General features: G+C 64.4%; 11 protein-coding genes and 3 rRNA genes. 10 read left to right on the top strand and 4 right to left on the bottom strand.

The genetic code is table 11. From position 1 onward, the window contains the following. Window positions 1-83: 83 nt before the first annotated feature. The 3 genes from OHA64_RS10755 to chpE all read left to right on the top strand — a co-directional run bounded on the left by OHA64_RS10755 (window position 84) and on the right by chpE (window position 2,298). On the top strand, window positions 84-1,253 hold the full coding sequence (locus OHA64_RS10755; RefSeq protein WP_405611455.1) for a GAF domain-containing sensor histidine kinase: 1,170 nt from the start codon (window positions 84-86) through the stop codon (window positions 1,251-1,253). Continuing rightward, the gene (locus OHA64_RS10750; protein WP_405611452.1) at window positions 1,246-1,887 is read left to right on the top strand and encodes a response regulator; all 642 of its coding nucleotides are present in this window, start codon (window positions 1,246-1,248) and stop codon (window positions 1,885-1,887) included. Before OHA64_RS10755 ends, OHA64_RS10750 begins: the two co-directional genes overlap by 8 nt. Before the next feature lie 168 nt (window positions 1,888-2,055). Continuing rightward, on the top strand, window positions 2,056-2,298 hold the full coding sequence (gene chpE / locus OHA64_RS10745) for a chaplin ChpE (RefSeq protein ID WP_405611449.1): 243 nt from the start codon (window positions 2,056-2,058) through the stop codon (window positions 2,296-2,298). A 165-nt stretch (window positions 2,299-2,463) separates the two neighbouring features. Here the strand turns inward: chpE and OHA64_RS10740 are convergent, their stop codons facing one another. After that, window positions 2,464-3,252 (bottom strand): hypothetical protein, encoded by a 789-nt coding sequence (locus OHA64_RS10740; RefSeq protein WP_405611446.1) that lies wholly within the window; start codon window positions 3,250-3,252, stop codon window positions 2,464-2,466. 150 nt (window positions 3,253-3,402) lie between these two features. Between OHA64_RS10740 and OHA64_RS10735 the strand changes: the two genes are divergently transcribed. The 3 genes from OHA64_RS10735 to OHA64_RS10725 all read left to right on the top strand — a co-directional run bounded on the left by OHA64_RS10735 (window position 3,403) and on the right by OHA64_RS10725 (window position 5,810). After that, window positions 3,403-4,200, top strand: a complete 798-nt coding sequence (locus OHA64_RS10735) for an ABC transporter ATP-binding protein (RefSeq protein WP_405611443.1) — start codon at window positions 3,403-3,405, stop codon at window positions 4,198-4,200. Between the two features lie 94 nt (window positions 4,201-4,294). Beyond that, window positions 4,295-4,726, top strand: coding sequence for an NfeD family protein (locus tag OHA64_RS10730; RefSeq protein ID WP_405611440.1), 432 nt, complete (start codon window positions 4,295-4,297; stop codon window positions 4,724-4,726). Window positions 4,727-4,862: 136 nt separating this feature from the next. After that, on the top strand, window positions 4,863-5,810 hold the full coding sequence (locus OHA64_RS10725; protein ID WP_405611437.1) for an SPFH domain-containing protein: 948 nt from the start codon (window positions 4,863-4,865) through the stop codon (window positions 5,808-5,810). Between the two features lie 157 nt (window positions 5,811-5,967). On the opposite strand, the gene OHA64_RS10720 is transcribed toward OHA64_RS10725, so the two are convergent. From OHA64_RS10720 to OHA64_RS10710, 3 genes are all read right to left on the bottom strand, one after another. Continuing rightward, window positions 5,968-6,474 (bottom strand): HNH endonuclease, encoded by a 507-nt coding sequence (locus OHA64_RS10720; RefSeq protein ID WP_405611434.1) that lies wholly within the window; start codon window positions 6,472-6,474, stop codon window positions 5,968-5,970. A gap of 146 nt (window positions 6,475-6,620) precedes the next feature. Continuing rightward, window positions 6,621-7,163: a YbhB/YbcL family Raf kinase inhibitor-like protein gene (locus tag OHA64_RS10715; protein ID WP_405611431.1), complete on the bottom strand. Its 543-nt coding sequence runs from the start codon at window positions 7,161-7,163 to the stop codon at window positions 6,621-6,623. Between the two features lie 42 nt (window positions 7,164-7,205). Continuing rightward, entirely contained in the window at window positions 7,206-7,988 is a 783-nt protein-coding gene (locus tag OHA64_RS10710) for a sporulation protein (protein ID WP_405611428.1), read from the bottom strand. A gap of 137 nt (window positions 7,989-8,125) precedes the next feature. Between OHA64_RS10710 and OHA64_RS10705 the strand changes: the two genes are divergently transcribed. From OHA64_RS10705 to rrf, 4 genes are all read left to right on the top strand, one after another. Beyond that, window positions 8,126-8,767 carry a DNA-3-methyladenine glycosylase gene (locus tag OHA64_RS10705; protein ID WP_405611425.1) on the top strand — a complete coding sequence of 214 codons (642 nt, stop codon included), beginning with the start codon at window positions 8,126-8,128 and terminating at the stop codon, window positions 8,765-8,767. Between the two features lie 541 nt (window positions 8,768-9,308). Continuing rightward, window positions 9,309-10,834, top strand: a 16S ribosomal RNA gene (locus OHA64_RS10700). 319 nt (window positions 10,835-11,153) lie between these two features. After that, a 23S ribosomal RNA gene (locus OHA64_RS10695) occupies window positions 11,154-14,276 on the top strand. A 103-nt stretch (window positions 14,277-14,379) separates the two neighbouring features. Further along, a 5S ribosomal RNA gene (rrf, locus tag OHA64_RS10690) occupies window positions 14,380-14,496 on the top strand. Together the 16S, 23S and 5S rRNA genes form the textbook arrangement of a ribosomal RNA operon. Window positions 14,497-14,547: the final 51 nt, after the last annotated feature.

Here is a 14,547-nt window from a genome sequence, read left to right as displayed (position 1 = left end):
CCTTCGCCCTAGGTCCCGCGCCCTAGACGACGGCCGCCACTGGACCGATACGGACTGTCACACCCCGCCGGTACCGTGAGGGCATGAGTCAAGGCCCCCGGTCCGGCCTCGCCGCGGTGAGTTCCGCGCTGCTGGCCATGAGCAGGCACCTGGAGGTGCGCGACGTCCTCAAGACGATCGTCGCCTCCGCGCGCGAACTGCTCGACGCGCAGTACGCCGCGCTCGGCGTGCCCGACGATCACGGCGGCTTCGCCCAGTTCGTGGTGGACGGCGTCAGTGACGCCCAGTGGAAGGCCATCGGCCCGCTCCCGCGCCAGCACGGCATCCTCGCGGCGATGCTGCAGGAGGCCCGCCTGGAGCGCCTCGCCGACGTGCGCAAGGACCCCCGCTTCGAGGGCTGGCCCTCCGCCCACCCCGAGATGTCGGACTTCCTGGGCCTGCCGATCCGCGACGGCGAGGAGGTCATCGGCGCCCTGTTCCTCGCGAACAAGCTGCGTCCTGACGAGGATGGCCTCCCGAGCCCCGAGCCGGAAGACCGCTGCGGCTTCACCGAGGAGGACGCGGAGCTCCTGGGGATCCTCGCCCAGCACGCGGCGATCGCCCTCACCAACGCCCGCCTGTACGAACGCAGCCGCGAGCTGACCATCGCGGAGGAACGCTCCCGGCTCGCCCACGAACTGCACGACGCGGTCAGCCAGAAGCTGTTCTCCCTGCGCCTGACCGCCCAGGCCGCCGCGGCCCTGGTCGACCGTGACCCGTCCCGCGCCAAGGGCGAACTCCAGCAGGTGGCCGCTCTGGCCGCCGAGGCCGCCGACGAACTGCGCGCCGCGGTCGTGGAGTTGCGCCCGGCGGCACTGGACGAGGACGGTCTGGTCGCGACCCTCCGCACCCACATCCAGGTCCTCGACCGGGCGCACACCGCACGCGTGACCTTCCTCGGCCACGGCGTCCGCGCTCTGCCCGCCTCCCAGGAGGAAGCCGTGCTCCGCGTCGCTCAGGAGGCACTGCACAACGCCCTGCGGCACTCGGGCGCCGGACATGTCGACGTGACCGTCGACCGACGCGGCAGCGGTGCCGTGCTCCGGGTCTCGGATGACGGCAGCGGCTTCGACCCGAAGACCGTACGCCGCGCGGGGCGGCACCTCGGCCTGGTCTCCATGCGGGACCGGGCGAGCGGGGTCGGCGGCACACTGACCGTGGAATCGGCGCCCGGCAAGGGCACCACGATCGAACTGGAGGTTCCCGGTGGCTGACCCGATCAAGGTGCTGGTCGTCGACGATCACCAGGTGGTCCGCCGGGGACTGCGCACGTTCCTCGAGGTCCAGGACGACATCGAGGTCGTGGGCGAGGCGGCCGACGGCGTCGAGGGCGTCGCCCGCGCCGAGGAACTGAAACCCGACGTGGTCCTCATGGACGTCAAGATGCCGGGCATGGACGGCGTCGAGGCGTTGCGCAAGCTCCGCGAACTGAACAACCCCGCGCGCGTCCTCATCGTCACCAGCTTCACCGAGCAGCGCACGGTCGTCCCGGCTCTGCGCGCCGGCGCCGCCGGATACATCTACAAGGATGTCGACCCCGACGCCCTGGCCGGGGCCATCCGTTCCGTCCACGCGGGCCACATCCTCCTCCAACCGGAGGTGGCGGGCGCCCTGTTGTCCCAGGAGGAGACCAACTCGGGGCAGGGCAGAGGCGGTTCGCTCACCGAACGGGAGCGGGAGGTGCTCGGGCTGATAGCGGACGGCCGCTCCAACCGGGAGATCGCCCGCGCCCTGGTCCTCTCCGAGAAGACCGTCAAGACGCACGTCTCGAACATCCTGATGAAACTCGACCTGTCCGACCGCACCCAGGCGGCCCTGTGGGCCGTACGCCATGGCGTGACCGGCTGAAACGCGCCCGGTGCGCGCTCCGCGCGGCAATACGGAGCGTTCCACTCCGGTCTGAGATTCATACCGTCGTGGGAATGTCCCCCGAATGGCGCATCCTTCGCCGATCTCCGCCGTTCTCCAGTGCGTGCTGCGGCGACTGCCGCGGCAATCGCTAGGGAGGGCTCAGAAGTGAAGAACCTGAAGAAGGCAGCGGCCGTGACGATGGTGGCCGGCGGGCTGATCGCCGCCGGTGCCGGAATGGCCTCCGCCACCGACGCGCACGCCGACGGCAAGGCCGTGGGCTCCCCGGGCGTCGCCTCGGGCAACCTCATCCAGGCTCCCGTGCACATCCCGGTGAACGCGGTCGGCAACAGCGTGAACGTCATCGGCGTACTGAACCCCGCCTTCGGCAACCTCGGCATCAACCGCTGACACCCGTCGCCGAACGGGCAGTGACCTCCGGCCTCCCGGCCCACCCGGGAGGCCGGTCCTTTTGCGGGCCGGATGTTCCGCACGGGCAGGCGTTCGAATCCCGGGCTGATCCCCATATCGGCTGTGAACGCCCACACCGACAAGCGATCCCCCACCGACCGACGCTCACCGCACCCCCCTCTCCCGCTCCTCCACATACGCGTTGTAGGAGGCGACAGCCGCCCGTCGAGCCGTCCGCTCCACCGGCCGCAGAGCCTCGGCACGCGCCCTCATCTCAGCGGAGCTGACCGCGCCCCCAGGCCCGTTCCCGTACGCCAGGGAGACAAGCAGCCCCACCCGCTGCGCCAACTCCAGCACCCGCACCGCGCGCGGCGGATACCCCGGCGCCAACACCTCCCGGCCCCGCTCCGCCCGCGCCCGGTACGCCTCGACCGCGGCCTCCGCCACCGGCCCCGACCCCGCCACGTCCAGCCGCGTGAGCACCTCGGTCGCATCCCGCAGCGCCTCCGCCAGCTCCCGCTCGGCCTCCCCGAGAGACGGCACGTCCGCGGGCGGCGCCTCCCGTACGGGAAGCACATGCCACATCACCTCGGCATGCACATCGCCCTCGGGGCCGACCTCGTACACCTCCGGCACCAGCCCGAGCGCGGCCCCGTGACAGACCACGGCCTCCTCCGCGTCCAACGCCCGGGCATTGAACTCCGGCGGTCCGCTCAGCCCCAGCGGATGCCCGGGCGCGGGCAAGGCGATCCGCAGCCCCGCCACCCCGAGCGACCGCAGCCGCCCCAACGCGAGCGTGAGACCGACGGGCGCCGACTCACCCGGCAGCCCCTCCACCCGGTGCACGGCGTCCTCGCCCACGATGGCGAGAACGGCGTCGTCCGGCGAGACAAGTCCGGCCAACAGGGCATTTCCCCAGGCGGCAAGGCGTCCTGAACGTGGTTCCGAAAGCATGCCTCCACCCTAAGGACCGGACCGATGGAATGGAGCGGGGGACCGGTGGCGTAGATTTCTTCGAGGGCTGCGCCCATCGGCGCGGCGGACCGAGCCACAGGCGAACCGACAGCCGAGACCGGCCACACTGCAAGGGGAGACAACGCGCTCATGAGCGATGTTCTGGAGCTTCAGGACGTATCCGTGGTCCGCGAGGGCCGGGCTCTGGTGGACCAGGTCTCGTGGTCGGTGAAGGAGGGCGAGCGCTGGGTCATCCTGGGCCCGAACGGCGCCGGCAAGACCACCCTCCTGAACGTCGCGTCCAGCTACCTCTACCCCAGCAAGGGCACCGCCACCATCCTCGGCGAGACCCTCGGCACCCCCGGCACCGACGTCTTCGAACTGCGCCCGCGCATCGGCATGGCCGGCATCGCCATGGCGGACAAGCTCCCCAGGCGCCAGACCGTCCTTCAGACCGTGCTCACCGCCGCCTACGGCATGACCGCGGGCTGGCAGGAGGAGTACGAGGACGTGGACGAGCGGCGCGCCCGCGCCTTCCTCGACCGCCTCGGCATGACCGAGTACGTGGACCGCAGGTTCGGGACGCTCTCCGAGGGCGAGCGCAAGCGCACCCTCATCGCCCGTGCGCTGATGACCGACCCCGAGCTGCTGCTCCTCGACGAGCCCGCCGCCGGCCTCGACCTCGGCGGCCGTGAGGACCTGGTACGCCGCCTCGGACGCCTCGCACGCGACCCGATCGCGCCCTCGATGCTCATGGTCACGCACCACGTCGAGGAGATCGCCCCCGGCTTCACCCACGTCCTGATGATCCGCCAGGGCAAGGTGCTCGCGGCCGGCCCGCTGGAACTCGAACTCACCTCCCGCAACCTCTCCCTCTGCTTCGGTCTCCCGCTCGTCGTCGAACAGGTCGGAGACCGCTGGACCGCACACGGCCTCCCGCTGTCCTGAAACCCACCCGACCATGTGAAAACCCGGGTAAGAAGCTGTTCCCAGGCACTCTGCGCCCTGTCGGCGGCGGGACTTGCAGCCCTACCATGACCACGTGAACGACATCGACGCATGGGTGTGGTGGCTCGTCGGCGCGGCAGCGCTCGGAATCCCGCTCGTCGTGACCGCGATGCCGGAGTTCGGCATGTTCGCGGTGGGCGCGGTGGCCGCCGCCATCGCGGCCGGGTTGGGCGCAGGCGTGGTCGTCCAGGTGCTCACCTTCGTGATCGTCTCGGTCGCCCTCATCGCCGTCGTACGGCCCATCGCCACCCGGCACCGCTCACAACGACCCCAACTCGCCACCGGCGTGGACGCGTTGAAAGGCAGACAGGCCGTCGTCCTGGAACGCGTCGACGGCTCCGGCGGCCGGATCAAGCTCGCAGGCGAAGTCTGGTCCGCCCGCTCCCTGGACACCGGCCACGCCTTCGAAGTAGGTCAAGAAGTGGACGTCGTGGAGATCGAGGGCGCCACCGCGATCGTCATGTGACCTTGTCAGTTGAGGCATGACGTAACTGAACGGAACGGTCACAAGGTACGCGACGGTCTGTCAGACTCGACCAGCAAGATCTTCAACAACCATAAGATCTTCCGAAAGCGATGCGGAGAAGGGGTCGGGGAACACGATGGAACCGGTCATCATCGTCTTGATCATCCTGGTGGTGTTGGTCTTCATCGCCTTGATCAAGACGATCCAGGTCATCCCGCAAGCCAGCGCGGCCATTGTCGAGCGGTTCGGCCGCTACACGCGGACACTCAACGCGGGACTCAACATCGTCGTCCCGTTCATAGACACCATCCGCAACCGCATCGACCTGCGTGAACAGGTCGTGCCGTTCCCGCCCCAACCGGTGATCACCCAGGACAACCTGGTCGTCAACATCGACACCGTCATCTACTACCAGGTGACCGACGCCCGGGCGGCGACCTACGAAGTCGCCAGCTACATCCAGGCGATCGAGCAGCTCACCGTCACCACGCTCCGCAACATCATCGGCGGGATGGACCTGGAGCGGACCCTGACCTCCCGCGAGGAGATCAACGCGGCCCTGCGCGGTGTCCTCGACGAGGCCACCGGCAAGTGGGGCATCCGAGTCAACCGCGTGGAACTGAAGGCCATCGAACCGCCCACCTCCATCCAGGACTCGATGGAGAAGCAGATGCGCGCCGACCGTGACAAGCGCGCCGCGATCCTCACCGCCGAAGGTACGCGCCAGGCCGCCATCCTCACCGCGGAGGGCGAGAAGCAGTCCCAGATCCTGCGCGCCGAGGGTGAGGCCAAGGCCGCCGCCCTGCGCGCCGAGGGCGAAGCCCAGGCGGTCCGTACGGTCTTCGAGGCGATCCACGCAGGCGACCCGGACCAGAAGCTCCTCTCCTACCAGTACCTCCAGATGCTCCCGAAGATCGCCGAGGGCGACGCCAACAAGCTCTGGATCGTCCCCAGCGAGATCGGCGACGCCCTCAAGGGCCTGTCCGGCGCCATGGGCAACTTCGGTGGCATGGGCGGCGGTTCGGGCGGAGGCAACTCCGGTAACGGGGGCACGGAACGCCGAGAGAAGCCGTCGATCGACTAGCACCGCCCTGAAACAATCGTTCCCCGCACCCCCCAAGGGGTGCGGGGAACTGCGCTATCAGCCACCAACCACCCGCAGCCACCAACCACCCGCAGCCACCAACCACCCGCAGCCGCCGAACGACCGCAGCCCGAATGACCTCAGCCCTACCCCGGCCCTACGCCGCTTCCCGCGCGAGCCAGTCCGGCAGAGCCCCCAGGTCCTCGTTGCCCAGTGACAACAGCATCGCGTCCGCCGGAGTCGGCTCGAACGGCAGCCGCAGCAAGGGCATGCCCGCCTCCTCCGGAGTCCGGTTCGCCTTGCGGTGGTTGTCCTGCGCGCACGAGGCCACCGTGTTCAGCCAGGTGTCCTGACCACCCTGCGACCGCGGTACCACGTGGTCCACGGTCGTCGCCCGCCTGCCGCAGTACGCGCACCTGTGCCGGTCCCGCACCAGAACACCCCGCCTCGACCACGGAGCTTGTCTTCGGAAGGGCACCCTCACGTACCTGCACAGCCTGATCACCCGGGGCGCCGGTATGTCGACCGCGGCTCCGCGCATGCGCAGTTCGGGGTGGGACTGTTCGACGACGGCCTTGTCCTGAAGCACCAGAACGACGGCTCGGTTCAACGTCACCGTCGACAGCGGCTCGAAGCTCGCGTTCAGTACCAGCGTGTCCCGCATGACCAGCCCACCTCCCGTGTGCACCCGCCCACCCCACGGCGGACTGGGATCAACTCTGGCCGGGCACGCCGAGATGGACAACGAAATAAAAAGTGCCCGCCCCTGATCACTTCCAAGACCAGGGACGGGCAAACGTTCCACGAACGTCAGGCTTCGTCGGCCGACACCTCGTACTCACCCACCAGTTGGGCACGCGCGATCGTGTGGAACCTCAGGTTGAAGCCCACGACGGCGGGAGAGACGTCCGAGTCCGGACCGAGCTTGTCCTGGTCCACGGCGTACACGGTGAACACGTACCGGTGCGGTCCGTCCCCCGGCGGCGGCGCGGCACCACCGAAGTCCTTCGTCCCGAAGTCGTTCCGCGCCTGTACGGCACCCTCCGGCAGGCCCTCGAACTTGCCGCTGCCCGCACCCACCGGCAACTCGGTCACCGAGGACGGGATGTCGAAAACGACCCAGTGCCAGAACCCGCTGCCCGTCGGAGCGTCGGGGTCGTAGCAGGTCACGGCGAAACTCTTGGTCTCGGGCGGGAAGCCCTCCCACCGCAGCTGCGGCGAGGTGTTGCCGGCCGCGTGGACCTGAGCGTCCTTGAGCGTCGCGCCCTCCGCGACGTCCTCGCTCGCCACCGTGAACGACGGCACGGGCGGATGGAAGTCGTGGGGGAGCGGCCGCCTCTTGAGCTCGGTCACCTCGGTACCTCCTGATCGGTTCTGGAGTCTGTGCTTCCGAGCCTAGAACCAGTTGCGCTTGCTGCCGACCTCGGACAGCCACTGGTTGAGGTACGCCGCCCAGTCGGTGCCCTGGTAGTCGTGCAGACCCACCTGGAACGACCGGAAGGTGTCACTGCCCTCGCTGAACAGACCCGGCTTCTTGTCCATCTCCAGGATGACGTCCATCGCATTCGCGTCCGCGACGAAGCTCAGCTCGACCTGGTTCAGGCCGCGGTACTGCTGCGGCGGCAGGAACTCGATCTCCTGGTAGAAGGGCAGCCGCTGGCGCGTACCGCGGATGAGGCCACGCTCCATGTCCGCGTTCTTGAACCGGAAGCCCAACTGGATGAAGGCGTCCAGGATCGCCTTCTGCGCGGGCAGCGGGTGCACGTTGACCGGGTCCAGGTCACCGGAGTCCACCGCCCGGGCGATCTCCAGCTCCGTGCTCACTCCGATGTGCATCCCCGGCAGCGAGTGCCCGTCGATCGTCGTGATCGGCGTCTCCCACGGGATCTCCAGCCCGAACGGCACCGCGTGCACGGCGCCCGCCTTCAGTTCGAAGGCGCCGCCGAGCCGCTGCTTCGTGAACTCGATGTCCTGCTTGTACTCCTGGTCACCGCTCTCGACCTCGACCTTGGCCTGCAGGCCGACCGACAGTGCCTCGATCTGCTGGTCGACCGACCCGCCCTGGATCCGTACCTCACCCTGGACGACACCACCCGGAACGACGTTGACCTCGGTCAGCACCGTCTCCACCGAAGCCCCGCCGGCCCCCAGGCTCGCGAGCAGCTTCTTGAACGCCATGTCTCTCCCTCTCGTATGGATCCTTGATCCTTAGAAACGCGTTCCGGTCGCGGCCGGTTCCGCGTCCTCACCCTGACAAGGCGAACGCCCCCGCACCACCCCGCTGCGCTCACCCGTCTGCACTACCCTCGGACGGCATGATCGCGACCCCCGACCGTACGCCCCTCCCCAGGGAGTTCTTCGACCGACCTGTCCTGGAAGTCGCCCCCGACCTCCTGGGCCGCACCCTCGTACACACCACGCCGGACGGTCCGATCGCCCTCCGCCTCACGGAGGTCGAGGCCTACGACGGTCCGAACGACCCCGGTTCGCACGCTTATCGCGGTCGCACAGCCCGCAATGGCGTGATGTTCGGTCCCCCCGGGCACGTGTACGTCTACTTCACGTACGGCATGTGGTTCTGCATGAACCTGGTGTGCGGCCCCGCGGACAGGGCGAGTGCGGTTCTGCTCCGCGCCGGCGAGATCGTCGAGGGCGCCGAACTGGCGCGCAAACGTCGGCTGTCGGCCCGAAACGACAAGGAACTGGCCAAAGGACCGGCCCGCCTCGCGACGGCCCTGGGCGTGGACCGCGCCCTGGACGGTACGGACGCCTGCACTCCGCATGACACCCCGCTACGGGTCCTGACCGGTACGCCCGTCCCCTCTGACCAGGTACTGAACGGCCCTCGCACCGGAGTGGCCGGCGACGGAGGCGTCCACCCCTGGCGCTTCTGGATCGCCAACGACCCGACCGTGAGCCCCTATCGGGCCCACGTACCGAGGCGTCGCCGAAGTTGACGCGCCTTCCCAAGATGCGTAATGTAGCTCCAGCCGCTTGAACCGGGTACGGCGATCGCCTGCAGCCGGAAGTGGCCAACCCACTACCTACGACTCCCTCCCAGCGGGGGCGAGTTCGACGTGTCCGCACGTCTGAATTCGGAACCTGCGGAGCTCGATTATGAGTTGGCTCGGGAATCGGCTAACGTAGTGAATGTCGAAAGGCCGACAGGCGAAAGCCAAGACCTTCCGGCAAATCCCCTCCGGCAGGGAATCGGGTCCGAAAGGATCTGATAGAGTCGGAAACGCAAGACCGAAGGGAAGCGCCCGGAGGAAAGCCTGAGAGAGTCTCTCGGGTGAGTACAAAGGAAGCGTCCGTTCCTTGAGAACTCAACAGCGTGCCAAAAGTCAACGCCAGATATGTTGATACCCCGTCTCCGGCCGGATTTCCGGTTGGGGCGAGGTTCCTTTGAAGAAAACACAGCGAGGACGCTGTGAACGGCCGGGCTTATTCCGCCTGGCTGTTCCGCTCTCGTGGTGTCATCCCGATTACGGGAGAACATTCACGGAGAGTTTGATCCTGGCTCAGGACGAACGCTGGCGGCGTGCTTAACACATGCAAGTCGAACGATGAACCACTTCGGTGGGGATTAGTGGCGAACGGGTGAGTAACACGTGGGCAATCTGCCCTTCACTCTGGGACAAGCCCTGGAAACGGGGTCTAATACCGGATAACACTTCCATTCTCCTGAATGGTGGTTAAAAGCTCCGGCGGTGAAGGATGAGCCCGCGGCCTATCAGCTTGTTGGTGAGGTAATGGCTCACCAAGGCGACGACGGGTAGCCGGCCTGAGAGGGCGACCGGCCACACTGGGACTGAGACACGGCCCAGACTCCTACGGGAGGCAGCAGTGGGGAATATTGCACAATGGGCGAAAGCCTGATGCAGCGACGCCGCGTGAGGGATGACGGCCTTCGGGTTGTAAACCTCTTTCAGCAGGGAAGAAGCGAAAGTGACGGTACCTGCAGAAGAAGCGCCGGCTAACTACGTGCCAGCAGCCGCGGTAATACGTAGGGCGCAAGCGTTGTCCGGAATTATTGGGCGTAAAGAGCTCGTAGGCGGCTTGTCACGTCGGGTGTGAAAGCCCGGGGCTTAACCCCGGGTCTGCATTCGATACGGGCTAGCTAGAGTGTGGTAGGGGAGATCGGAATTCCTGGTGTAGCGGTGAAATGCGCAGATATCAGGAGGAACACCGGTGGCGAAGGCGGATCTCTGGGCCATTACTGACGCTGAGGAGCGAAAGCGTGGGGAGCGAACAGGATTAGATACCCTGGTAGTCCACGCCGTAAACGGTGGGAACTAGGTGTTGGCGACATTCCACGTCGTCGGTGCCGCAGCTAACGCATTAAGTTCCCCGCCTGGGGAGTACGGCCGCAAGGCTAAAACTCAAAGGAATTGACGGGGGCCCGCACAAGCAGCGGAGCATGTGGCTTAATTCGACGCAACGCGAAGAACCTTACCAAGGCTTGACATACACCGGAAAGCATCAGAGATGGTGCCCCCCTTGTGGTCGGTGTACAGGTGGTGCATGGCTGTCGTCAGCTCGTGTCGTGAGATGTTGGGTTAAGTCCCGCAACGAGCGCAACCCTTGTTCTGTGTTGCCAGCATGCCCTTCGGGGTGATGGGGACTCACAGGAGACCGCCGGGGTCAACTCGGAGGAAGGTGGGGACGACGTCAAGTCATCATGCCCCTTATGTCTTGGGCTGCACACGTGCTACAATGGCAGGTACAATGAGCTGCGATACCGTGAGGTGGAGCGAATCTCAAAAAGCCTGTCTCAGTTCGGATTGGGGTCTGCAACTCGACCCCATGAAGTCGGAGTTGCTAGTAATCGCAGATCAGCATTGCTGCGGTGAATACGTTCCCGGGCCTTGTACACACCGCCCGTCACGTCACGAAAGTCGGTAACACCCGAAGCCGGTGGCCCAACCCCTTGTGGGAGGGAGCTGTCGAAGGTGGGACTGGCGATTGGGACGAAGTCGTAACAAGGTAGCCGTACCGGAAGGTGCGGCTGGATCACCTCCTTTCTAAGGAGCACTTCTTACCGATCCCTCCGGGGTGAGGTCAGAGGCCAGTACATCGGCGAATGTCCGGTGCTGGTTGCTCAAGGGTGGAACGTTGACTATTCGGCATACTTGATCGTCTTCTCCTTCCAGTACTGCTCTTCGGAGCGTGGAACGTTGAGGGAAGCGGCAGGGATGCCGGGCACGCTGTTGGGTGTCTGAGGGTACGGGCTTGAGAGTCTGGATCTTCAGTTGCCGGCCCCAGTGCACTCGAACCGGTTGGTTCGGGGTGATGGGTGGCTGGTCGTTGTTTGAGAACTGCACAGTGGACGCGAGCATCTGTGGCCAAGTTTTTAAGGGCGCACGGTGGATGCCTTGGCACCAGGAACCGATGAAGGACGTGGGAGGCCACGATAGGCCCCGGGGAGTCGTCAACCAGGCTTTGATCCGGGGGTGTCCGAATGGGGAAACCCGGCAGTCGTCATGGGCTGTCACCCTTGCCTGAACACATAGGGCAAGTGGAGGGAACGCGGGGAAGTGAAACATCTCAGTACCCGCAGGAAGAGAAAACAACCGTGATTCCGGGAGTAGTGGCGAGCGAAACCGGATGAGGCTAAACCGTATACGTGTGAGACCCGGCAGGGGTTGCGTATGCGGGGTTGTGGGATCTCTCTTTTACGGTCTGCCGGCCGTGAGACGAGTCAGAAACCGTTGATGTAGGCGAAGGACATGCGAAAGGTCCGGCGTAGAGGGTAAGACCCCCGTAGTCGAAACGTCAACGGCTCGTTTGAGAGACACCCAAGTAGCACGGGGCCCGAGAAATCCCGTGTGAATCTGGCGGGACCACCCGCTAAGCCTAAATATTCCCTGGTGACCGATAGCGGATAGTACCGTGAGGGAATGGTGAAAAGTACCGCGGGAGCGGAGTGAAATAGTACCTGAAACCGTGTGCCTACAAGCCGTGGGAGCGTCGCGCATCAAGCTTGCTTGGTGCGTCGTGACTGCGTGCCTTTTGAAGAATGAGCCTGCGAGTTTGCGGTGTGTTGCGAGGTTAACCCGGGTGGGGTAGCCGTAGCGAAAGCGAGTCCGAACAGGGCGTTTCAGTAGCACGCTCAAGACCCGAAGCGGAGTGATCTAGCCATGGGCAGGTTGAAGCGGAGGTAAGACTTCGTGGAGGACCGAACCCACCAGGGTTGAAAACCTGGGGGATGACCTGTGGTTAGGGGTGAAAGGCCAATCAAACTCCGTGATAGCTGGTTCTCCCCGAAATGCATTTAGGTGCAGCGTCGTGTGTTTCTTGCCGGAGGTAGAGCACTGGATAGGCGATGGGCCCTACCGGGTTACTGACCTTAGCCAAACTCCGAATGCCGGTAAGTGAGAGCGCGGCAGTGAGACTGTGGGGGATAAGCTCCATGGTCGAGAGGGAAACAGCCCAGAGCATCGACTAAGGCCCCTAAGCGTACGCTAAGTGGGAAAGGATGTGGAGTCGCACAGACAACCAGGAGGTTGGCTTAGAAGCAGCCACCCTTGAAAGAGTGCGTAATAGCTCACTGGTCTAGTGATTCCGCGCCGACAATGTAGCGGGGCTCAAGCGTACCGCCGAAGTCGTGTCATTGCAGCATGAGGGCCAACGCCCGCTGTGATGGGTAGGGGAGCGTCGTGTGCCGGGTGAAGCCGCCGTGTAAGCGAGTGGTGGACGGTTCACGAGTGAGAATGCAGGCATGAGTAGCGATACACACGTGGGAAACGTGTGCGCCGATTGACTAAGGGTTCCTGGGTCAAGCTGATCTGCCCAGGGTAAGTCGGGACCTAAGGCGAGGCCGACAGGCGTAGTCGATGGATAACCGGTTGATATTCCGGTACCCGCTGTGAAGCGTCAAACATTGAATCAGGCGATGCTAAGTCCGTGAAGCCGTTCCGGACCCTTCGGGGAAAGGAAAGTGGTGGAGCCGACGGACCAGACTTGTAGTAGGTGAGTGATGGGGTGACGCAGGAAGGTAGTCCATCCCGGGCGGTGGTTGTCCCGGGGTAAGGGTGTAGGACGTCAGGTAGGTAAATCCGCCTGGCAATAGTCTGAGACCTGATGCCGAGCCGATTGTGGTGAAGTGGATGATCCTATGCTGTCGAGAAAAGCCTCTAGCGAGTTTCATGGCGGCCCGTACCCTAAACCGACTCAGGTGGTCAGGTAGAGAATACCGAGGCGTTCGGGTGAACTATGGTTAAGGAACTCGGCAAAATGCCCCCGTAACTTCGGGAGAAGGGGGGCCATCACTGGTGAGAGGACGTGCTCCTCGAGCTGGGGGTGGCCGCAGAGACCAGCGAGAAGCGACTGTTTACTAAAAACACAGGTCCGTGCGAAGCCGTAAGGCGATGTATACGGACTGACGCCTGCCCGGTGCTGGAACGTTAAGGGGACCGGTTAGTCAGGATTCGTCTTGGCGAAGCTGAGAACTTAAGCGCCAGTAAACGGCGGTGGTAACTATAACCATCCTAAGGTAGCGAAATTCCTTGTCGGGTAAGTTCCGACCTGCACGAATGGCGTAACGACTTCTCGACTGTCTCAACCATAGGCCCGGTGAAATTGCACTACGAGTAAAGATGCTCGTTTCGCGCAGCAGGACGGAAAGACCCCGGGACCTTTACTACAGTTTGATATTGGTGTTCGGTTCGGCTTGTGTAGGATAGCTGGGAGACTGTGAAGCTTGGACGCCAGTTCAGGTGGAGTCGTCGTTGAAATACCAGTCTGGTCGTGCTGGATGTCTAACCTGGGTCCGTGATCCGGATCAGGGACAGTGTCTGATGGGTAGTTTAACTGGGGCGGTTGCCTCCTAAAGAGTAACGGAGGCGCCCAAAGGTTCCCTCAGCCTGGTTGGCAATCAGGTGTTGAGTGTAAGTGCACAAGGGAGCTTGACTGTGAGACCGACGGGTCGAGCAGGGACGAAAGTCGGGACTAGTGATCCGGCGGTGGCTTGTGGAAGCGCCGTCGCTCAACGGATAAAAGGTACCCCGGGGATAACAGGCTGATCTTCCCCAAGAGTCCATATCGACGGGATGGTTTGGCACCTCGATGTCGGCTCGTCGCATCCTGGGGCTGGAGTCGGTCCCAAGGGTTGGGCTGTTCGCCCATTAAAGCGGTACGCGAGCTGGGTTTAGAACGTCGTGAGACAGTTCGGTCCCTATCCGCTGCGCGCGTAGGAATATTGAGAAGGGCTGTCCCTAGTACGAGAGGACCGGGACGGACGAACCTCTGGTGTGCCAGTTGTTCTGCCAAGGGCATGGCTGGTTGGCTACGTTCGGGAGGGATAACCGCTGAAAGCATCTAAGCGGGAAGCCTGCTTCGAGATGAGTATTCCCACCCCCTTTGAGGGGTTAAGGCTCCCAGTAGACGACTGGGTTGATAGGCCGGATCTGGAAGCACGGTAACGTGTGGAGGTGACCGGTACTAATAGGCCGAGGGCTTGTCCTCAGTTGCTCGCGTCCACTGTGTTAGTTCTGAGGCAACGACCGTTGCCGGCTTAGAGCAGAACACCAACTGAAAAGTGTGCTTGTTCGCTCGAAACCAATAGGGTTTCGGTGGTTATAGCGTGAGGGAAACGCCCGGTTACATTTCGAACCCGGAAGCTAAGCCTTACAGCGCCGATGGTACTGCAGGGGGGACCCTGTGGGAGAGTAGGACGCCGCCGAACAATTTTTGGAAGGACCCCTGGTCACCAGCGTTCAGCTGGGACCAGGGGTCC

The organism is Streptomyces sp. NBC_00076 (assembly GCF_045041235.1).
Taxonomy (GTDB): domain Bacteria; phylum Actinomycetota; class Actinomycetes; order Streptomycetales; family Streptomycetaceae; genus Streptomyces.
The sequence above is the reverse complement of the archived record's forward strand: the minus strand, read 5'-3'. Positions and strand labels throughout refer to the sequence as shown.